General features: G+C 70.3%; 22 protein-coding genes and 1 pseudogene. 8 read left to right on the top strand and 15 right to left on the bottom strand.

All coding sequences use genetic code 11. The features are described 5' to 3' along the window. The first annotated feature begins 12 nt into the window (after window positions 1-12). Complete coding sequence (locus OC490_RS02115; RefSeq protein ID WP_262056002.1) at window positions 13-783, top strand: group II truncated hemoglobin; 771 nt, start codon at window positions 13-15, stop codon at window positions 781-783. Window positions 784-823: 40 nt separating this feature from the next. On the opposite strand, the gene OC490_RS02110 is transcribed toward OC490_RS02115, so the two are convergent. Further along, entirely contained in the window at window positions 824-1,759 is a 936-nt protein-coding gene (locus OC490_RS02110) for a helix-turn-helix domain-containing protein (RefSeq protein WP_262056298.1), read from the bottom strand. A gap of 169 nt (window positions 1,760-1,928) precedes the next feature. Between OC490_RS02110 and OC490_RS02105 the strand changes: the two genes are divergently transcribed. Continuing rightward, window positions 1,929-2,972 carry an NAD(P)-dependent alcohol dehydrogenase gene (locus OC490_RS02105; RefSeq protein ID WP_262056001.1) on the top strand — a complete coding sequence of 348 codons (1,044 nt, stop codon included), beginning with the start codon at window positions 1,929-1,931 and terminating at the stop codon, window positions 2,970-2,972. 179 nt (window positions 2,973-3,151) lie between these two features. On the opposite strand, the gene OC490_RS02100 is transcribed toward OC490_RS02105, so the two are convergent. The 4 genes from OC490_RS02100 to OC490_RS02085 form a co-directional block, all read right to left on the bottom strand. Further along, window positions 3,152-4,189, bottom strand: a complete 1,038-nt coding sequence (locus OC490_RS02100; RefSeq protein ID WP_262056000.1) for a FecCD family ABC transporter permease — start codon at window positions 4,187-4,189, stop codon at window positions 3,152-3,154. Next, a complete protein-coding gene (locus OC490_RS02095; RefSeq protein WP_262055999.1) occupies window positions 4,186-5,175 on the bottom strand; it encodes a FecCD family ABC transporter permease in 990 nt (329 codons plus the stop codon). Before OC490_RS02095 ends, OC490_RS02100 begins: the two co-directional genes overlap by 4 nt. Before the next feature lie 42 nt (window positions 5,176-5,217). Further along, window positions 5,218-6,240 (bottom strand): iron-siderophore ABC transporter substrate-binding protein, encoded by a 1,023-nt coding sequence (locus tag OC490_RS02090; protein ID WP_262055998.1) that lies wholly within the window; start codon window positions 6,238-6,240, stop codon window positions 5,218-5,220. Between the two features lie 110 nt (window positions 6,241-6,350). Beyond that, window positions 6,351-7,115, bottom strand: coding sequence for a hypothetical protein (locus OC490_RS02085; RefSeq protein ID WP_262055997.1), 765 nt, complete (start codon window positions 7,113-7,115; stop codon window positions 6,351-6,353). A 59-nt stretch (window positions 7,116-7,174) separates the two neighbouring features. On the opposite strand from OC490_RS02085, the gene OC490_RS02080 reads away from it, so the two are divergent. Continuing rightward, a complete protein-coding gene (locus OC490_RS02080; RefSeq protein ID WP_262055996.1) occupies window positions 7,175-7,936 on the top strand; it encodes a hypothetical protein in 762 nt (253 codons plus the stop codon). Between the two features lie 69 nt (window positions 7,937-8,005). On the opposite strand, the gene OC490_RS02075 is transcribed toward OC490_RS02080, so the two are convergent. Further along, window positions 8,006-9,112 carry a serine hydrolase domain-containing protein gene (locus tag OC490_RS02075; protein ID WP_262055995.1) on the bottom strand — a complete coding sequence of 369 codons (1,107 nt, stop codon included), beginning with the start codon at window positions 9,110-9,112 and terminating at the stop codon, window positions 8,006-8,008. 140 nt (window positions 9,113-9,252) lie between these two features. Between OC490_RS02075 and msrA (OC490_RS02070) the strand changes: the two genes are divergently transcribed. Next, window positions 9,253-9,765: a peptide-methionine (S)-S-oxide reductase MsrA gene (gene msrA, locus OC490_RS02070; protein ID WP_026179176.1), complete on the top strand. Its 513-nt coding sequence runs from the start codon at window positions 9,253-9,255 to the stop codon at window positions 9,763-9,765. Here the strand turns inward: msrA (OC490_RS02070) and OC490_RS02065 are convergent. Beyond that, a pseudogene (locus OC490_RS02065) lies at window positions 9,708-10,041 on the bottom strand (DUF4291 family protein); the annotation flags it as partial. The gene msrA (OC490_RS02070) and the pseudogene OC490_RS02065 sit on opposite strands and share 58 nt — an antisense overlap. 187 nt (window positions 10,042-10,228) lie before the next feature. Here OC490_RS02065 and OC490_RS02060 point away from each other — a divergent pair. After that, complete coding sequence (locus tag OC490_RS02060; protein WP_262055994.1) at window positions 10,229-10,852, top strand: hypothetical protein; 624 nt, start codon at window positions 10,229-10,231, stop codon at window positions 10,850-10,852. Window positions 10,853-10,921: 69 nt separating this feature from the next. On the opposite strand, the gene OC490_RS02055 is transcribed toward OC490_RS02060, so the two are convergent. Together OC490_RS02055 and OC490_RS02050 are read right to left on the bottom strand one after the other, a co-directional pair. Next, window positions 10,922-11,371 carry a DUF4304 domain-containing protein gene (locus OC490_RS02055; RefSeq protein ID WP_262055993.1) on the bottom strand — a complete coding sequence of 150 codons (450 nt, stop codon included), beginning with the start codon at window positions 11,369-11,371 and terminating at the stop codon, window positions 10,922-10,924. Window positions 11,372-11,472: 101 nt separating this feature from the next. After that, complete coding sequence (locus OC490_RS02050; RefSeq protein WP_262055992.1) at window positions 11,473-12,066, bottom strand: DUF4291 domain-containing protein; 594 nt, start codon at window positions 12,064-12,066, stop codon at window positions 11,473-11,475. A 339-nt stretch (window positions 12,067-12,405) separates the two neighbouring features. Here OC490_RS02050 and OC490_RS02045 point away from each other — a divergent pair, with 339 nt between their 5' ends. Continuing rightward, a complete protein-coding gene (locus tag OC490_RS02045) occupies window positions 12,406-13,095 on the top strand; it encodes a hypothetical protein (protein WP_262055991.1) in 690 nt (229 codons plus the stop codon). 160 nt (window positions 13,096-13,255) lie between these two features. On the opposite strand, the gene OC490_RS02040 is transcribed toward OC490_RS02045, so the two are convergent. From OC490_RS02040 to OC490_RS02030, 3 genes are all read right to left on the bottom strand, one after another. Beyond that, a complete protein-coding gene (locus OC490_RS02040) occupies window positions 13,256-13,684 on the bottom strand; it encodes a hypothetical protein (protein WP_262055990.1) in 429 nt (142 codons plus the stop codon). Further along, a complete protein-coding gene (msrA, locus tag OC490_RS02035; RefSeq protein WP_262056297.1) occupies window positions 13,677-14,387 on the bottom strand; it encodes a peptide-methionine (S)-S-oxide reductase MsrA in 711 nt (236 codons plus the stop codon). The genes OC490_RS02040 and msrA (OC490_RS02035) overlap by 8 nt, the downstream gene beginning before the upstream one ends. Window positions 14,388-14,465: 78 nt before the next feature. Continuing rightward, a complete protein-coding gene (locus tag OC490_RS02030; RefSeq protein ID WP_262055989.1) occupies window positions 14,466-15,584 on the bottom strand; it encodes a hypothetical protein in 1,119 nt (372 codons plus the stop codon). A gap of 140 nt (window positions 15,585-15,724) precedes the next feature. Between OC490_RS02030 and OC490_RS02025 the strand changes: the two genes are divergently transcribed. Next, window positions 15,725-16,879, top strand: a complete 1,155-nt coding sequence (locus OC490_RS02025) for a cystathionine gamma-synthase (protein WP_262055988.1) — start codon at window positions 15,725-15,727, stop codon at window positions 16,877-16,879. Window positions 16,880-16,889: 10 nt separating this feature from the next. On the opposite strand, the gene OC490_RS02020 is transcribed toward OC490_RS02025, so the two are convergent. The 3 genes from OC490_RS02020 to OC490_RS02010 all read right to left on the bottom strand — a co-directional run bounded on the left by OC490_RS02020 (window position 16,890) and on the right by OC490_RS02010 (window position 18,285). Further along, window positions 16,890-17,138 carry a hypothetical protein gene (locus tag OC490_RS02020; RefSeq protein WP_262055987.1) on the bottom strand — a complete coding sequence of 83 codons (249 nt, stop codon included), beginning with the start codon at window positions 17,136-17,138 and terminating at the stop codon, window positions 16,890-16,892. A 25-nt stretch (window positions 17,139-17,163) separates the two neighbouring features. Continuing rightward, window positions 17,164-17,667 (bottom strand): sigma factor-like helix-turn-helix DNA-binding protein, encoded by a 504-nt coding sequence (locus OC490_RS02015; RefSeq protein ID WP_262056296.1) that lies wholly within the window; start codon window positions 17,665-17,667, stop codon window positions 17,164-17,166. A 120-nt stretch (window positions 17,668-17,787) separates the two neighbouring features. After that, a complete protein-coding gene (locus tag OC490_RS02010) occupies window positions 17,788-18,285 on the bottom strand; it encodes a MarR family winged helix-turn-helix transcriptional regulator (protein ID WP_201049884.1) in 498 nt (165 codons plus the stop codon). A 163-nt stretch (window positions 18,286-18,448) separates the two neighbouring features. Here OC490_RS02010 and ilvA point away from each other — a divergent pair, with 163 nt between their 5' ends. Further along, on the top strand, window positions 18,449-19,678 hold the full coding sequence (ilvA, locus tag OC490_RS02005; RefSeq protein WP_262055986.1) for a threonine ammonia-lyase: 1,230 nt from the start codon (window positions 18,449-18,451) through the stop codon (window positions 19,676-19,678). Window positions 19,679-19,733 lie beyond the last annotated feature (55 nt).

Here is a 19,733-nt window from a genome sequence, read left to right as displayed (position 1 = left end):
TTCTGTGGCCCCATGACAGCCCAGACCGTCGAGTACATCCGGTACCGCATCCCCGAGCAGCGGTCGGCGGAGTTCCTGGCCGCCTACACCCGTGCCGCACGTCAGCTGGCCGCGTCCCCACAGTGCGTGGCGTACGAACTGACCCGCTGCGAGGAGGACCCGGAGCACTTCGTGCTCCGCATCACGTGGACGTCGACCGAGGCGCATCTGGAGGGTTTCCGCAGGTCGGAGCTGTTCCCGCCGTTCCTCGCCGAGATCGGTCCGTACGTGCAGGACATCGAGGAGATGCGCCACTACCGGCCGACCGACGTGCGGGGCGACGGGTCCGCCGTCCCCACCCTGTACGACTGGGCGGGCGGCACCGAGGCCTTCTCCCGGCTGACCGAGGTCTTCTACGACAAGGTGCTCAAGGACGACCTCCTCGCCCCTCTCTTCGCCGACCTGGCGCCCGCGCACGCCGCACACGTCGCCCTCTGGCTGGCCGAGGTCTTCGGCGGCCCGGCGGCCTACTCCGAGACCCAGGGCGGCCACGGCCACATGGTCGCCAAACACTTCGGCAAGCACATCACCGAGCCCCAGCGCCGCCGTTGGGTCAATCTCGTCCAGGACGCGGCGGACGACGCGGGCCTGCCGACGGACGCGGAGTTCCGCTCGGCGTTCGTCGCGTACGTGGAGTGGGGCACGCGGCTGGCCGTGTACTTCTCCGGTCCGGACGCCCAGCCACCGGCTGAACAGCCGGTGCCGCAGTGGAGTTGGGGATCGATGCCGCCGTACCAGGGGTGACATCGCCGTACCGGGGGTGCCGCAGGGGCACACCCCGGTGTCACGGAGTGAGACCGGGACGGTCGGCCGATGCGGCGCCCGCGCGGGTCGCGTCCGTGCCCCAACTCGCCAGCAGGCGGAGGGCGTCGGCGGACGGGGAGCCCGGTTCCGCGTGATAGGTGACCAGGATCTGGTCGGAGCCGTCCGCCAGGCGGAAACCCTCGAAGTGCAGGGTGAGGTCACCGACCAGCGGATGGTGGAGGCGCTTGGCGCCGTAGGTCTTCTCCTTGACGTCGTGGGTCGCCCACAGGCGCCTGAACTCCTCGCTCTTCACGGAGAGTTCGCCCACCAGCGCGGACAGCCGCGGGTCGTCCGGATGGCAGCCCGCGTCCATCCGCAGCATGCTGACGATGTCCACCGCCTTCTGCTCCCACTCCACGAACAGGTCCCGGTACTCGGGCCGCAGGAACACCAGCCGCGCCCAGTTCCGCTCCTGCGGCGGCAGCTCCGACCAGTCGCCGAAGACGGCCGCGGCCATCCGGTTCCACACCAGGATGTCCGTGCGGCGGCCCGTGATGTACGCCGGGACCGTGTCGATCGTGTCGAGCAGCTGCCGTAGCGGCCCGCGCACGTGCTGGGCCGGGGCCGACGACTTCTTCTTGTGCTGCTTCGGCTTCGCCAGGTGGGTGAGGTGCGAGGACTCGGCGTCCGAGAGGCGCAGCGCGCGGGCGATCGCTTCGAGGACCTCCGCCGACACGTTCCGCCCGTTGCCCTGTTCGAGGCGCGTGTAGTACGCCACCGACACCCCGGCCAGCTGAGCCAGCTCCTCGCGCCGCAGCCCGGGCACCCTGCGGTGCCGCCCGAAGTCCGGCAGGCCGACGTCCTCCGGCTTCAGCCGGGCTCGCCGGGTGCGCAGGAACTCGCTGAGCTCGGCACGCCGGTCCAGCGGCCGACCGGGGTCCGGGGGCTCGGTGGCGGATTCGGGCTGTTCGTCCATGCCCTCCAGTATTCCCGGTCGTACGTCCATGAGCCTGACCTCGCTGGTGGTAGGCACAGCGGACGTACGCTGAACCGTGACCTGGGTAGCCCTCTGCCTTTCGGGCAGGCTGTTCAGCGTGCCCGGCCGGAAGGCAGCCGGGCGCACATCCCCCTAGGAGTGTTCCGGCATGACCACCACAGTCGCCGCATACGCAGCCCCCGCCGCCAAGGCTCCCCTGGAGCGCACCACGATCGAGCGCCGGGCGGTCCGCGAGTTCGACGTCCTGATCGACATCAAGTTCGCCGGTATCTGCCACTCGGACATCCACCAGGCCCGCGAGGGCTGGGGCGAGGCCATCTTCCCGATGGTGCCCGGCCACGAGATCGCCGGCATCGTCTCCGAGGTCGGCCCCGGGGTCACCAAGTTCCGGGTCGGCGACCGGGTGGGCGTCGGCTGCATGGTCGACTCCTGCCGCGAGTGCGACAACTGCAAGGCCGGCCTGGAGCAGTACTGCACCGGCGGCAACGTCGGCACGTACAACGCCGTCGGCAAGGACGGCGAGCCCACCTACGGCGGTTACGCCGAGAAGATCGTCGTCGACGAGAGCTTCGTCCTCGGCATCCCCGAGGGCATCTCCCTCGACGTGGCCGCCCCACTGCTCTGCGCCGGCATCACCCTGTACTCCCCGCTGAAGCACTGGAACGCCGGCCCCGGCAAGAAGGTCGCGATCGTCGGTATGGGCGGCCTCGGTCACATGGGCGTCAAGATCGCGCACGCGCTCGGCGCGGAGGTCACCGTGCTCTCGCAGTCCCTGCGCAAGCAGGAGGACGGCCTGAAGCTCGGCGCCGACCACTACTACGCGACCAGCGACCCGAAGACCTTCGAGGAGCTGCGCGGCACCCTCGACCTGATCATCTCCACCGTGTCGGCCCCGCTCGACCTCGGCGCGTACCTCTCGCTGCTGAAGACGGACGGCGCGCTGGTCAACGTGGGCGCCCCCGAGGAGCCCGTCTCCCTCAACCTGTTCTCCGTGATCGGCGGTCGCAAGACCCTCGCCGGCTCCGGTATCGGCGGCATCCAGGAGACCCAGGAGATGCTGGACTTCTGCGCCGAGCACGGCTTCGGCGCCGAGATCGAGCTGATCTCCGCGGACCAGATCAACGAGGCGTACGAGCGGGTGCTGTCGAGTGACGTCCGGTACCGCTTCGTGATCGACACCGCCACGATCTGACGGCGTCGCTTCAGCCGGGTCCCGGAGCCGCACTGTTCCGGAACCCGGTGCGCTGTCGAGTGCGGGCGCGTGGGGGCTGGTCGCGCAGTCCCCGCGCCCCTTCTTGACTCGGGCCCAGATTTTAGGGGCGCGGGGAACTGCGCGAGCAACCACGACGCACCCGCACCCGCCGACGACCCTCAGCCCCCCACCTTGTTCCGCCCCAACAGCCACAACAGATACGGCCCCCCGACCAACGAGGTGAGCGCCCCCACCGGAACCTCCAGCGGAGGCAGCACCGTGCGAGCGGCGAGGTCGGCGGTCACCAGGATCACCGCACCAGTCAACGCGGAGCAGACCAGCGGCAGTTGAGGCGTACGCGTGAGCCGACGGGCCAACTGTGGCGCGGTGAGCGCGACAAACCCGATCGGCCCGGCCGCACCCGTCGCCGTCGCCGCCAGCACCACCCCGAGCACGGTCAGCGCGAGCCGCGTCCGGTCCACCCGCACCCCGAGCGAGGCCGCCGTATCGGCGTCGAGCCCGAGCGGCCGTACGGCCCGGCTCGCCCACACCAGCGCGGGCAGACACAGCAGCAGTACGACGGCCAGCGGCCCCGCCTGCTCCCAGCCGCGCCCGTTCAGCGAGCCGGTCAGCCACAGCTTGACCTGCTCGGCGGCCTCCAGCTCGCTGTCCGCGAGATACAGCTGTACGACGGCCGACAGCGCGACCCCGATACCAACACCGGTCAGCACGAACCGACTTGGCTGCATCCCGTGCCGCCACGCCAGCACATACACGAGCGCGGCGGCGGCGAGTCCGCCCACCACGGAGACGACGGGCATCGCACCGGGCGAGGCGACCAGCCCGGTGGACAGCGCGAGCACCGTCGCGGCGGCGGCGCCGTGCCCGACCCCGATCACGTCCGGGCTGGCGAGTGGATTGCGGGTGACGGTCTGCACGAGCGCTCCGGCGAGGCCCAGGGCGGCTCCGACCAGCGCGCCGAGCACGATCCGGGGGACCCGCAACTCGTTGACGACGAGGTCGTATTGACCCGAACCGGCGCGGAGCGTGTGCCACACCTCGGCGGGCGGGACGTAGGTCTGCCCGCAGCAGGCGGCAGCGGTCATCGCAACGGCCAGCAGAAGCAGGAGAGTTACGGCGACCACGGCCGAACGGCGGTGCAGGACAAGGGAGATGGAAGGGCGGGGGCGCAGGACGGTGACGCCGGTGGTGCTCACAGGGCGGTTCCCCGGCGCCGCACCAGCACCACCAGTACCGGTACCCCCACCAACGCTGTCATCACTCCGGCCGGCACCTCCGCCGGTGCCCGCACCACCCGGCCCGCCGCGTCCGCCGCGACCAGCAGTGCCGCACCGAGCAGCGCGGACAGCGGAAGCAGACTGCGATGACCGCCCGAGGTGAGCCGGCGGGCCAGATGCGGGACGGCGAGCCCGACGAACGCGATCGGACCGGCCGCGGCCACCGCCGACGCCACCAGCAGAGTCGCCCCGAGCGCCGTACCCACCCGTACCACCCCCACCCGATGCCCCAGTGCCCGCGCCGTCTCGTCCCCGAGCGCCAGCGCGTCCAGCCCCCGCGCACAAGCCAGCACCAGCACCACGCCCGCCACCAGGAACGGCAGCATCCGTACGACGGTGTCGGCGTCCCGCCCGCTCAGCGAGCCGACCTGCCAGAACCGGAACTGGTCCAGGGTCGCCGAGCTGGAGGTCAGGACGACGGTCGTACCACCGGCGGTCATCGCGGACAACGCCGTACCGGCGAGGGCGAGTTTGACCGGGGACGCGCCACCGCGTCCGCGTGCGGCGATGCCGTAGACCAGACAGGCGGCGAGGACGGCACCGGCGAAGGCGTACCAGACGTACCCCTCGAAACCGCTCGCGAGGCCGGTCGCGATGGCGAGGACGACACCGGCCGCCGCGCCCTGGCTCAGACCGAGGATGCCCGGGTCGGCGAGCGGGTTGCGGGTGACGGCCTGGAGTGCCGCGCCCGCCGCACCGAGCGCCGCGCCCGCCGTCAGTCCGATCTCGGTGCGGGGCAGCCGCAGCGACCGTACGACCAGGGCGTCCGGTGAACTCCCGCCGTGGAGAAGGGCGTTGAGCACGGCGGACGGCGGGACCGGGCGGGTGCCGACGGCGAGGCTGAGCAGCACGGCGGCGGCCACCGCGAGGGTGGCCGCCGGCCAGGCGAGGCGTTTGAGGCTCACTTCTCTTCCGCTGCCCGTCTCTCTGCTTGTCTCTGCTCGTCTCTACTTGCTGATGTCCTCGGCGAGTTGGAGGACGACGAGGCGGGCGGCGGTGGGGCCCGCGTTGAGGTACCAGGGGTCGTCGTCGACCTTCACCGCGTGCCCGGCCCCGACCGCCTTCATCGACTTCCACAGCGGCCCGGCAAGGACGCTCGCCGCGTCGGTCCTGCCCGCGTCGCCCTGCACCGAGTAGAAGATCCAGTCACCGTCGGCCGAGTCGATGCTCTCCGAGCCGATGTCCTGCGAAATCGCCTTGAACTGCTGCGACTTGGGCCGGTCCAGCCCCATGTCGACGGCGATGGAACCGGTGAAGGACGAGACACCGAACATCCGGGTCCGGCCGGGCGTGAACCGCAGCATCGACACGGAGGTCTTCGACAGCGCCTCCCCCTTCTCGTGCGCGTCCTCGACGATCCCGTCCAGCAGCTGCTGCGCCTGCTGCCCCTTGCCGATCGCGTCGCCGACGAGCAGCAGGTCGCGCTTCCAGTTGATGCCGTTGCCGGCCGTGATGACGGTCGGCGCGATCTTCGACAGCTTGGGGTAGAGGTCGCCGAGCGAGTCGTTGGCGAGGATCAGGTCGGGCTTGGCGGCGGCCAGCGTCTCCAGGTTGGGCGCCTGGCGCGTGCCCGCGTCCGTCATCGCGGCGAGCTTCGACTTGTCGGCCGGGAAGGCGTCCGCGAGGTAGTCGGGGACGAGCCCGGCGTTGTCGGCGCGGGTGGTGACCGCCGGGACGGTTCCCAGGGAGAGCAGGTCGTCGAGCTGCCCGGTGCTCAGCACGGCGATCTTCGTGGGCTTCGCCTTGATCGTCGTCCTGCCCTCGAAGTGCGTGACGGTCCGGGGGAAGGTCCCGTCGGTGTCGGTGTCCGCGCCCATACCGGTCGCGAGGGTGCTCGGTGCGGCGGACGGGCCCTCCGAGGCGCCGATCACCTTGTTCTGCGAGCCCTCGCCGGTCTTCTCGGCATCGTTGTCGGCGGCGGAGGACGAGCACCCGGCCAGCAACCCTCCGACGACGGTCACTGCGGCCACCGCCGTGACAGCCTTCCTCTTGAACGCACGCACTGTCACTGTCTCTCCGATCAAAACTGGCCAGGTAAGGCTTACCTTAACTTGCCGTCGGAGCGGGTCGGCCAGGGGGCTCAGCGCGTGAGAAACGACTCGCCGGCTCCATAGGACCGTACGAGCGCACCGCCGTCGTCCGGGGCGGGCCGCACCGAGTGCGCGCGCCCCAGCCCGGAGACATGCGCACGACCGTCCGCCGCCACCTCGACCAGCGTGCTCTCGTCGACGGCGACGCCGTGCGGGAGCCGATGACGGGTGACGGCGGCGATCAGCCGCGGCAACGTCCCCCACTGCGCCGCGTGCACGTCCACGGCGAAGGGCACAAGCCCCAACCCCGGCCGTACGGCGATCTCTTCGAGGTCCTCGGCCGTGTCCTCCGGGCACACCGGAACGCCGTCGAGCAACCAGCCCCCGACGACGGCCGACCGCGCCGCGAGGGCGGCTCCGGCGGAGAACCCGGCGTACGGGACACGTCGTTCGGCGAGCAGGCCGGGCAACAGGTCGAGACAGCCGGCGAAGGCGTCCTGGTAGGCGGGGGTCAGCCCGCCGCACACCAGCAGCCCGTCGACGTCCGAGGCCGCGCCGAGGTCGAAGCGCCCGCCGATCGGCACGAGCGACGGTACGGGTGTGCAGTCGGCGGCGGCCCTCAACACGGCGTCGTAGCGCGCGAATTGACGGTCCCCGTCGCCCTCGCCCTCGTCGACGATCACGCAGCCGATACGGGGTGCCGAGCGGGTGGAGCCGCCTGCGGCGCGCAGGAAGGGTTCGTAGACGACAGGGGTGCCCCATCCCCCGCCGATCAGAAAGGTGCTGGGCCCGGTGGGCTCGCTCGGCTCGTTCACCAGCGCATCAAATCCCGTTCGGCGCGGCCCTGTCACACTCTTTTGAAATGATGGCGCGCATGGAGACGGACTGGTCACGACTGACCCACGCCTATGGCTCCGCGGCCGGCCTTCCGGAGCTCTTCGAGGCGGTGGGCGACCCGGAGTCGGCCGACTGGGCATGGGAGGAGCTGTGGTCCAGCCTCTACCACCAGGGCACGGTGTACCCGGCCAGCTTCGCCGCCCTGCCCGCTCTGACGGACCTTGCCACGGGGCGCAGGCCAGGTGATCACCGGCACGCGATCTCGCTGGCCGGCGCCATCGTCGCCAAGGAGGAACAGCTGCACGAGCGGGGGTACGTCCGGGCGCACTACGCCGCCGAGTTGGACGAGCTGCGCCGGTCGACCCTCCACCGCTTGACGGCCGACGCCCTCGAGGCCGACGACCACACCTACCTCTATCCGCTGGAGTGCCTGCTCGCCTTCGAGGGGGAGCGCGTGTGGAGCGAGCGCCTGCTGCCCGCTTCTCACGACGTGGAGTGCCCGTCCTGCTCGCAGAGCCTGGAGATCGACGTGTACGGCAGCGACTCGGGCACGCGCCGCCGCGACCCACAGCGACGAATAATCCGCGTCAACCGCAGGGGCCCGACCCTGACCGGGGTAACTCCGGCGGTACCGGCCGAGTTGCCCCCGCCCGCGTCCCGCCTCCACGGCATGGCCGTCGCGGCGGGCCAGTCCATGGCCGCCGACCATCTGACCCGCCTCTTCGGCCGCACGACCTGTCCGGACTGTGCCGAGGACTTCTCGGTCTCCGACCAGATCGAGAGGTACTTCCTGCGGTAGCCCCGATCGCCGGGATGCGGCTCGTCCTCAACGTATTCGGCCGCCGCTTCGCAGAAGCGCGGTCGATGCTCAGGCCCGCAGCCCCTTGAGTCCGTCGTAGGCCGCCGCCACCAGCTCCATCCCCCGGGTGTCGTCCGCCGGGTCGCACATCTGATCGGTCACGTACGCCACCGCCATCCGGCCCTCGGGATCGATCACGACGAGCGAGCCGCCCCAGCCGCCCCACCCGAAGGCACCGCCGAACAAGCCGTAGCCCAGGCCCCACCGGACCGGCATGCCCAGCCTGCGGTCCTCGCCCGCGAACTGCTCCTCCCGCGCACGGTCACAACCCGCCCGCGACAGCAGCCGCACCCCGCCCACCGCCCCGCCACAGGCCAGCACCGACTGCACGAGCGCGACCGAGCGGGCGTTGCCGAACCCACTCGCCGCGGGGATCTGCGCACGCCGCCAGGCCACACTGTTGCCGTCCCGCAGCCGTATCGGGGTGGCCGAGGTGGCGGACGAGGAGTCGCCGGGCGCGCTCGCCGCGTAGTCCTCGTCCCGGGACGGCGGCGGGACCGCGAGCGCCACCCGGTGGTCGTGCTCGGCGGGCAGCCCGATGCGGAAGTCCGCGCCCAGCGGTCCGGCCACCTCCGCCGCGATGAACTCGCCCACGCTGCGGCCGGTGATCCGGCGCACGACCTCGCCCACCAGGAACCCCTGCGTGAGGGAGTGGTATCCGGCCGCAGTGCCCGGTTCCCACTGCGGAGCCAGCGCGGCCGGCCGTGCCGTGGCGGACGTCCAGTCGTACAGCTCCTCGACCGGCCCGTCCCAGTCGGGCAGCCCCGCCGTGTGCGAGAGCAGGTGCCGTACCAGCGCCTTCTCCTTGCCCGCCGCGGCGAACTCCGGCCAGTAACGGCCGACCGGCGCGTCCGGGTCGAGTTCGCCGCGGTCGGCCAGGATCAGCGCGCACAGCGCCGTCATGGTCTTGGTGACGGACCAGACATTGGTGATCGTGTCCCGCTGCCACGGGCCGGTGCGGTCCGCGTCGGCGAACCCGCCCCACACGTCCACCACCGGCTCACCGTCCACGAACACCGCGACCGAGGCCCCCGCGTCCCCGGCGTCCAGCATTCCGGCCAGCGCACGGGGTACCGCGTCGAACAGGTCGTCGTACGATCCCTGAATATCGGCCATACCCGGCATCCAGCTCCCTCGGAGCCGTCGGAAGCAACCGATTTCCCAGGCCGCCAGGTCGCACGGGTACGGAATCGCCGGGCGTCCTCGCGCGTTGAGGACTCTGGGTGACCGAGCCGACAGAAAGTGGAGGGATCGCGATGGCTGCGCAGACGCAGAGGGCCGTACTGGCGGGCGGATGTTTCTGGGGGATGGAGGAGCTGATCCGCCGGCTCCCGGGCGTGACGGCGACCCGCGTCGGATACACCGGCGGTGACGTGGAGAACGCGACCTACCGCAACCACGGCACGCACGCGGAGGCCATAGAGATCCTCTACGACCCCGAGAAGACCGACTACCGCGCGCTCCTGGAGTTCTTCTTCCAGATCCACGACCCGAGCACCAAGAACCGCCAGGGCAACGACATCGGGCTCAGCTACCGCTCGGCGATCTACTACGTGGACGACGAGCAGAAGCGGATCGCCGAGGACACGATCGCCGACGTGGACGCCTCCGGCCTGTGGCCGGGCAAGGTCGTCACCGAGGTTGAGCCGGTCGGCCCCTTCTGGGAGGCCGAGCCCGAGCACCAGGACTACCTGCAGCGTTACCCGGACGGTTACACCTGCCACTTCCCCCGCCCGGGCTGGCGCCTGCCGGCACGCGCGGAGGGCTGAGCCTCTTCGATGGCCATGGGGTAGGCCCGCTCCGGGGGCAGCAGCCGCGCCGCCGAGTCGAGCCGGCCGCTGCCCACCAGCCCGCGTATCTCATGCGCGAGCGGCGTCACGTCCCGGATGGCGACCGTCCATCCGTCGGCGTAACGCCGTACGGCCTCTCCGGAGAGGCCGAGCTGCAAGGAGCGGAGCGGTACGGCAAGGAGCGGAGCGGTACGGCAGGGGCCACTCGAACCCGTCGCGGCTGATTCCGACGGCCAGGACGGTCTGCTGCCCGGCATGCGGAGGTTCTCCGCCCCCTGATGGCTCTGGGACCGACCCTGCACGTCTCGGACGGGGGAGCGCCCCTGGGTTGCTTCAGAGACTGCATCCTGCGCATCGATGGGGACATGGCCCGCCTCCGGCCTCCGCTACTGACCGGCGCTGTTCGCGCCCGTGCGGGCGAGCGCTGTTAGGGTGCGGCGCCGTGAGTACGGATATCCATGGCGGCATCGAGTTTCGCCATCCCGGCGTCGGTACCGACTACTACGACGGCGAGCCCTGGGTGGCCGCCATGGACCTCTGGCCGCTGTACGACGAAACCGACTACGCGGCCTTCGGCTGTCTCTTCGGAGTGCGCAACTACGCGGGCTTCCAACCGCTCGCACCGGAGCGTGGCCTTCCCGCCGATCTGTCGAGCGGGATGCGCTCGCAGTTGGGTCCTTGGGTCGCATCGGACGACCTGTACAGCGCGAGTTGGGTCAGCTGGGCGGAGCTGGCTTCGATCGATCTCGCGGCAACCCCGCACGAATTCACCGGCCGGCTGACGTGGCGCACGAAGGCGCTGCCGTCGATCCTGCATCAGCACCTGGTTTCCGACTCGCGACTGCTTGAGGCCCTGTCCGTGGTGGGTGAACCACCGTCCGACCTGCGCGACGCGACGGAACGCGTGGAGTGGACCACCGATGAACTGACCTGCACGTACGAGCCGTTGACGGTCGGCGCGGTCCTGGGGCCCGAGACTCACTGGCCGCATGTCTTCGCGGTGATGAAGGCCCTGGCAGGCCGCTTCGGCGACGAAGGCGTTCGCCTGGTCGTGGCCTTCGACTGACGGCCTGGAGCCCGTCCCTCACAACGCAGGGGAACGCTGTCGGACCCCGCTCGCAAGCCACCTCAGCGGTCATGAACGCCGCTGCTCCCGGATGGCTGGGAGCGCGTACTCCGTCACCGCGGTGATGACACCACGGGCAACGGGCCCGGGGTCGGTCGTGGCCGAGATGGTCCACCAGGTGTCGCGCTTCGCGGGGAGGAGTTGGCCTATGCGGGAGTGCCAGGCCGCGGGACCGTACACCGTGTTCGGGCTGGGGCGGGCGGGCAGGTGCGGCTGATGCCTACGGGCCCGGGCCCAGCCGAGCTTGTCGGCCACGGTCACGTTGAGCGTGAACTCGACCCGCCCCGCGGTGCTGTGCGCGGACTTCTGGAAGCCGATGAGAGCCCAGCTCTCGAGATGGGGCAGCTCGTACGTCTGCCCCGACCCCTTGAAGCCCAGCGCGCGCAGACCGGGAGCGATCCGTGCGCGCATCAGCGTGGTGAACGCCTCCTGCGCCGTGGGCGCGGACCGGTCAGCCATCGGCCGACGCCACACCTGTCGGGCAGGACACCCCGGTCCCGGCGAGCCTGTGCTGCGGTGTGACCCATCGGCCGCGGTCGACTGCCGGGTGAGCCGGCCCGTCATCCCAGGAGGTGGGCAAGAGATTCCTTTCCAGCGGGATAGGGGAGTTCCTGGGGCAACAGTCGCATGGCGGAGGCCAACTCACCACAGTTGACGAGGGCGTGGACATCGTGGGCGAGCGGGGCCACGTCGCGGATGGCGACGGTCCACTCGTCCGCGTAGCGTCGTACGGCCACACCGGAGAGACCCAGTTGCAAGGACCGGTGGGGCAGCGGCTGGAGGTGCAGGTCCCGCTCGGGGTCCCACTGGACGCGGGTGGGCGCGCGCTTCAACTGGCGTTGCCAGGTGGCTCGGTCGGGGTGCAGCCCGCGGACGTAGCTCGACAGACAGGCGTGGCTCAGCGCCCAGTCGAAGCCGTCACGGCTGATCTCGACAGCGAGGACGGTCTCCTGTCCTGCCTTGGTGCCCCAGCCGCAGCGATACATCATCCACAGGAACGACGGCTTGATCCATGTCATCCTGTCCCGCTTCCACGCGGCGGGGAAGCGGCCGTCACGGACAGCGGGAAGGCCGATCTCGGGGGAGTACGCCTGGTAGACGGTGACCGTGGACTCCGAGTAGGCCGCACGGATCCTGTGTTGCGGTTCTTCCATGGCGTACAGCGTGGGGTTGGCCGGTTCAGTGGGCCACCGATTTTCGACCGCCGTTCGCTGAGACGAGAACTGCTGCCGCCGCACCGCGCTGGTTGCCAGTGCCACGGACGCCCTCTTCGGACCGGGGTCAACACCGCTTACCTGTCTGTGACTTCCGATGCCGGAGCTGCGCCGGCCCGGCAGGCCGGCCCCAGTTCGTGTCGAACGGTTCACGCAGCTTGACTCTGGTCTCACCGAGCCCGTGCTGCCGTGTCTGCCGTTGCTGCGTGCCGAATGGCAGTGCGGTGTTGCTGCTGCTTGAGAATTCAGCCGAGGAGCCACTTGGATGGTGCTGTGGTCATGGCATCGATGGACGGCAGTCGGACTGTCGCCGGGCGCGTCTCACTCGGCGCCGTCATTGCGCAACTGGGCAGGCACAGACCGGTCTTCCACTCCGAAGCCGATCTCCAACACAGCTTCGCGCGGGCCCTTTGGGAACTGTCGCAGGATGTGCACTCCAGGCTTGAGGTACCGCAGTCGGCAGGGGACAGCAACGAACACCTGGACCTCCTGTGCATCGGCCCGTCGGCCCGAACCGCGATCGAGTTCAAGTACTTCACCCGCAGATGGACGGGCACGGTGGGCGCTCCCGCCGAGGACTACGCCTTGAAGGGGCACGGCGCCGCGGACCTCGCTCGCCTGCACTTCGTGCGGGACATAGCCAGGCTGGAGCGTTTCTGTCGCCGGTCCGACCAGAACGGTCTTGCCATCATGCTGACCAATGACGCATCTCTATGGACTCCGCCGGGCGTCGGCCGCGGACAGACTCGGGATCGGGAGTTCAGGATCCACCAGGGGCGTGAGCTTGGCGGCACGCTGCTTTGGGCCGAGGGCGCCTACAAGCCGAACACGTGCACGTTGCGCGGCACATATCCGCTCGACTGGCAGCCGTACTCCGAACTGGGCGGAGCAGGCGGAGAGTTCCGGTACCTCGCCGTATCCGTCGAGCCGTCACCGGAAAGAACCGACGGCGGGCCCTCGCAGGTATAGCGGGGTCGCCCTCGAACTGTTGCGCTGAGCGACCTGCGAAGGTCGTGCGCACCCGAGACGGAGCGCGGTGCGCGGCGTGCCCACGGGCCGTGCGTGCGATCGCTGCAGAACGTGGTGCTCAGCCCGACGGGTGAGCCGCCTGGGTCCCGCGCCGCACGGATCACTCACGGAAATGGAGCGCGTAGTCGCGGAAGATATTTCTCAAGCCGTCTCGCTCTGCGTCACGGTCATGGAGGAACTGTCCAAGAAGCTGGAACAGGGCATCGACAACCACGCTGTTCTGCTTCTCGTCCAGGTCCCTGTAGCCCCGGCCAGGAGATGCCTCCGGCAGTACCAGTTCCGTCACGAGGCGGGACCACACGAAGCTGCTGTGGTGGCCCAGCTTGAGAAGCAGCCACTCCCTGAAGCCGAGCAGCGCGCTGTCGCGAGTGCCCGCGTCGTAGCCATGCAGGTATGTGACGTAGCCGCCGTACGAACCGTCCAGGCCGTACATGCCGGGTCGCTTTCGGATCAGCTCCAGGTGCTCCCTGAAGCTGAACTCGCCGATACGGCGGTCACCGGACACGGATGCCGGCGTGCGCTCAGCCATCCGTCGGAGCGGGTGTGAGACCTGTCGGGCAGGACACCCCCCAGTTCGTCCCCAACGGGGTACTTAGCTTGACCCCGGTCCCGCCGATCCCGCAGTACCCCGCCGGATTCTTCGCCAGGTACTGCTGGTGATGTCCCTCGGCCGGGTAGAACACCCGCCCCTCCGCCGGCAGTATCTCCGTGGTGATCGTCCCGAAGCCCGAGCCTGTGAGGACCCGTTGGTAGGCGGTGCGGGAGGCTTCCGCCGCGGCTGTCTGTGCGGGGGTGTGGGGGTAGATCGTGGAGCGGTACTGGGTGCCCACGTCGTTGCCCTGGCGGAAACCCTGCGTCGGGTTGTGGGACTCCCAGAACGTCTTCAGCAGTTTCTCGTACGAGATCAGTGCCGGGTCGTAGACCACGCGGACCGCTTCCGTGTGGCCGGTCAGGCCCGAGCAGACCTCTTCGTAGTGCGGGTTCTGCGTGTAGCCGCCCTGATAGCCGACCAGGGTTGTCCACACACCCACCGGGAGCTGCCAGAACTTGCGCTCGGCACCCCAGAAGCAACCCAGCCCGAAGTCGGCGATCTCCAGATGCTCGGGGTAGGGGCCGAGCAGCGGGGTGCCGAGGACGGTGTGGCGGTCGGGGATCGTGAACATAGGTTCCGGCCGGCCCTGGAGAGCCTGCTCGCGGGTCGGCAGCTGGGGCGTACGACTGTGCAGGAACATGCGGTCTCCCATCGGGCCTCAGCGTGATTCCGAGTCCGGAATGTCAACGGGCGAGGGTCTTCGAGAATTCCGGTCCCGTCAGTGCGGCAGGCTCGCCGGGCTCCCGCCGTTCGCCTCGTAACCCGCCACCGCCAGCGCCCGGTACACCGCGAACTCCGCCGCCGGGTCGGGCGACATCGTCCAGGGGAGGGCCCCGACGTGGCCGTCGATGTGTATGAGCTGGTTCATCGCCTCGGACCAGCGCTCCGCGCGGACCAGGAAGAAGACCAGCAGATGGCGGACGTGCGCCAGCATCGGGTCGTCGGGGCGGGCCGCGTGCACGGCGAACAGGGCGCCGTGGATCGCCTTCTCCACGACCTCGCTCTGGTAGAAGCTGCTGACCAGGTTCACCTCGGGGAGGTGCTCGAACACCGCGAACAGCGGCATCGCGGCGAGCAGCGATCCCTGCGGCGCCCGCGCGGCAGCCGACTCCGCGAACGAGTTCGCCAGCTCACGCGAGCCGTGCCACTTCTCGCACCAGTACTGCAGGGCCGCCAGATGCGCCCCCATGTGGGCAGGCGCACGGTCCAGGATCTTCAGCCACAGCTGCTCGAACTCCGGCTGTGGATACGCCAGTCCACGAGCCACCGACAACTCGACGATGTACGGGACCGGGTCACCGGGGGAGAGCAGCGCCGCCTGCCCGCAGGCGTCCCTCGCCTCCTCCATGATGATCCGGAACTCGTCCGTCCCCCGCGTCGACGTACGCCACGCCTGCTGCACCAGGAACTCCGCGTGCACGGCCGCGCCGCCCGCGTCCTTCAGATGCTCGGCCCGCCACACCCGCAGCCACTGCCCGCCCGGCGTCTCGCTCACCCCGCCGGGCCGCTGCTGCAGCTCCAGCGAAGCGGCGCCCGCGAAGGCCTGCACCCGCTGCCAGCGCAACTCGCCCGCGATCTCGGTGCCGGCCAGCAACTGCATCGCCGCGCGGTAGTCCTGCGTGCGCTGCACCAGGTCGAGGACGTCCAGCAGGTCCTGGTCGGGGCCGGGCATACGGATGTCCAGCTCCTCCTCGCGCACGAAGCCGTAGGTCGCCGGGTCCGCGGCGTCCGGATGGCCCGGCGAGACCTGCTCGATCATCCCGCGCCTGCGCCGCAGGAACGGGATCAGCACGAAGCCCATCATGAGCAGCGCCATCAGGACCCAGAGAATCTCCATGCCTCAAGCGAACCAGACGGGTCCGACAATTGGCCAACCCGGCCCACCGCCCTGTGGAAAACCACCGCCGCTCCGCCCCGCCACCCTGTGGAAAACCTCCGGATCGTCGTACACCCCGCGAGCGCATTACGCTCGCCCCCATGAGCGACAGGCACATCAGTCAGCACTTCGAGACCCTCGCGATCCACGCGGGCAACACCGCCGATCCCCTCACCGGCGCGGTCGTCCCGCCGATCTACCAGGTCTCGACCTACAAGCAGGACGGCGTCGGCGGTCTGCGGGGCGGCTACGAGTACAGCCGTAGCGCCAACCCCACCAGGACCGCCCTGGAAGAGAACCTCGCCGCCCTTGAGGGCGGTCGCCGAGGTCTCGCGTTCGCGTCCGGACTGGCGGCCGAGGACTGCCTGTTGCGTACGCTGCTCAGCCCCGGCGACCACGTCGTCATCCCGAACGACGCGTACGGCGGCACGTTCCGCCTCTTCGCGAAGGTCGTCTCCCGGTGGGGCGTCGAGTGGTCGGTCGCCGACACCAGCGACCCGGCATCGGTACGGGCCGCCATCACCCCGAAGACCAAGGTCGTCTGGGTGGAGACCCCCTCCAACCCGCTGCTCGGCATCACCGACATCGCGGTCGTCGCACAGATCGCCCGGGACGCGGGCGCGCGGCTCGTCGTCGACAACACCTTCGCCACGCCCTACCTCCAGCAGCCGCTGGCCCTCGGCGCGGACGTCGTCGTGCACTCCCTGACCAAGTACATGGGCGGCCACTCGGACGTGGTCGGCGGTGCGCTGATCGCGGCCGACGAGGCGCTCGGCGAGGAACTGGCGTACCACCAGAACGCGATGGGCGCGGTCGCCGGGCCCTTCGACTCCTGGCTGGTACTGCGCGGCGCCAAGACGCTGTCGGTACGCATGGACCGGCACGGCGAGAACGCCACCAAGGTCGCCGACATGCTCACCCGGCACGCACGCGTGACGCGCGTTCTGTACCCGGGCCTCCCGGAGCACCCCGGTCACGAGGTCGCCGCCAAGCAGATGCGGTCCTTCGGCGGCATGGTCTCCTTCCAGGTCGAGGGCGGCGAGGAGGCGGCCGTCGAGGTCTGCAACCGCGCCAAGGTGTTCACGCTCGGCGAGTCCCTGGGCGGCGTCGAGTCGCTGATCGAGCACCCGGGACGCATGACGCACGCGTCCGTCGCCGGTTCGGCCCTGGAGGTCCCCGGCGACCTCGTGCGCCTCTCCGTGGGCATCGAGAACGTGCAGGACCTCCTGGAGGACCTGCAGCAGGCGCTCGGCTAGAAACCTGCTCTCACCAGCCCGTCAGCGGTGGAGTCGTCTCCGACGGCGGCTCCACCCAGGGATGGACCATCGCCGCCCACACGGTGAACGCCACGACCGCCGCGCACAGCAGCAGCCACATCATCCGCCGGGCGGCCATCCGGCGGCGCAGCATCCGGCCGCCGCGGCGCACCACGTCCGCGTACAGCTCCGGCGGCACCTGCGGCGGAGTCCGCTCCATGATCCGCCGCACGGCCGCCTCCCGCTCGGGCCTGTTCACGCGCGCGTACCCCCGTTCGGCGACCTCATGACGGCGCCACCTTGGCCTTCGCCACCTTCGGCACCGGGGAGCGCGGCGGATGCAGCAGCCTCGCCGTCGCCCGCTCGCAGATCGTCCGGACCCGTTCCGTGGGCAGCCCGAGCAGTGCGGCGGCCTGTTCCTCGGCGACCCCCTCGTACAACCTGAGGACCACGATCAGCCGCTCCTGGGGAGCCAGAGCACCCAACGGACTGTCGGCGTGCGGGCGGGCCCGGCCGAGGCCGCCGTACTGGTGCCAGGCCGCGCGGGCGAAGCGGCTGGCCAGATACTGCCGCGCACGGTCGTACGGGTCCTCCCCGCGCAGCCGGTCCCAGCACGCGTACGTGTGCGCCAGCGACAGCGCCAGCAGGCGTTGCGCGCGAGGGTTGTCGTCCGCGGCCTCCGCGGTGAGCAGCGTGGCGGCGTGCAGGAGCCGCCCTGCCGCGCCCGCGACGAACGCCTCGAACTCGCGGGCCCGGCGGGCGCCTTGGGACACCTGCCGTTCACGCACCATGCCCTCCCACCTGATGGACCCGGTTTCATATGAGGCCAGGGCTGTCGTGAGGTCAAGAGTTCGGTACGAAGGGGCGGGAGTGGGGCACCACGCGTGTGTGCCCCACTCGCCGAGGGATCAGGAAGCGGACGACGGCTCGTTGCCCGGCATCGCCATCCGCGCGGAGAGGGCGCTGTTGAAGCGTGTGAGGAGCGTGCAGAACGCCTCGCGCTCCTCCGGCGCCCAGTCGTGTGTCAACTCGTCCATCAACTGACGCCTGGACGAACGGACTTCCTCCAGTCGCGACTGCCCGCGCGGGGACAGCTGCAGCACCACCGCGCGGCCGTCCTCGGGGTGCGAGGTGCGCTTGACGAGCCCGGTGTCGACGAGCGGGGCCACCTGCCGGGTGACCGTCGAGGAGTCGATCCCCATGCTCGCCGCGAGCGCCTTGACGCCCATCGGGCCTTCCTTGTCGAGGCGGTTGAGCAGCAGATACGCGGCGCGGTCCATGGAGTTGCGCACCTGTCCGACTCCACCGAGCCGGGTCTGTTCGGCACGGCGCGCGAAGACCGCCACCTCGTGCTGCAGCGTGTCGAGGAGACCGGGTTCACCGACGGTCGTCATGTCCATCGACATTTCAGGTGTTGTGGGCATGGCCGGGGGCTCGCTTCATGAAGGGGGTGCTGGGTTGGGGGACAGGGTACGCGGATGGAAGGCGGCCCGTACCGGCGCTGCGCAAACCAGTCTCGGAGCTTGGTCACAACCGTGGCGAGCGCCTGTGAACTGCGATGCTTGAGTCATGAGCTACAGCACGGCTGACTCCTTGCGACCCGTCACCCTCGACGATGTGCGCGGCGCCCAGAAGATGCTCACGGGCGTGGCGCGGGTGACCGCGATGGAAGGCAGCAGGCACCTCACCCAGCTCGTCGGCTCGCCGGTGCACTTCAAGTGCGAGAACCTCCAGCGCACGGGCTCCTTCAAACTGCGCGGCGCCTACGTCCGTATCGCCGGACTGCTTCCCGAGGAGCGCGCCGCCGGTGTCGTGGCCGCGAGCGCCGGCAACCACGCCCAGGGCGTCGCCCTCGCCTCCGCACTCCTCGGCGTGCGCTCCACGGTGTTCATGCCCAAGGGTGCGCCCCTGCCGAAGATCAGCGCCACCAAGGAGTACGGCGCCGAGGTGCGCCTGCACGGCCACGTGGTCGACGAGACGCTGGCCGCCGCGCAGGAGTACGCCCACGAGACGGGCGCGGTGTTCATCCACCCCTTCGACCACCCGGACGTCATCGCGGGCCAGGGCACGGTGGGCCTGGAGATCCTGGACCAGTGCCCCGAGGTGCGCACGATCGTCGTCGGGATCGGCGGCGGCGGACTCGCGGCCGGTGTCGCGGTCGCCGTGAAGGCGCTGCGGCCCGACGTGCGGATCGTGGGCGTGCAGGCGGCGGGCGCCGCCGCGTTTCCGCCCTCGCTGGCGGCCGGACGCCCGGTGTCGATCCAGCACCCGGCGACGATGGCCGACGGCATCAAGGTCGGCAGGCCCGGCGACGTGCCGTTCGCGATTGTCGCCGATCTGGTGGACGAGGTCCGCACGGTCACCGAGAACGAACTGTCCACCGCGCTGCTGCTGTGCCTGGAGCGGGCCAAGCTGGTCGTCGAGCCGGCCGGTGCCAGTCCGGTCGCCGCGCTGCTGAGCGATCCGCGGAGCTTCGAGGGACCGGTCGTCGCGCTGCTGTCCGGCGGGAACGTCGACCCGCTGCTGCTTCAGCGCATCCTGCGCCACGGCATGTCCGCGCAGGGCCGCTACCTGGCCGTGACGCTGCGGCTGACGGACCGGCCGGGGGCGCTCGCGACGCTTCTCGGGGTGTTGTCAGTGGTCGACGCTAACGTCCTCGATGTGAGCCACGTCCGGACCGACCCACGGCTCGGGCTCACGGAGGTGGAGGTCGAGCTGCACCTGGAGACGAAGGGGCCGGTGCACTGCGCTGAGGTCGGCCAGGCCCTGCGCGACGCGGGGTACACGGTCATCGACTGAGGTCAGGGCCCGTTCGTCACCTGTTCCGTCACTCGTTCGAGAAAATCCGTTGAGA

The sequence above is a fragment of the Streptomyces sp. STR69 genome, from assembly GCF_024519455.1.
Lineage (GTDB): Bacteria > Actinomycetota > Actinomycetes > Streptomycetales > Streptomycetaceae > Streptomyces.
The sequence above is the reverse complement of the archived record's forward strand: the minus strand, read 5'-3'. Positions and strand labels throughout refer to the sequence as shown.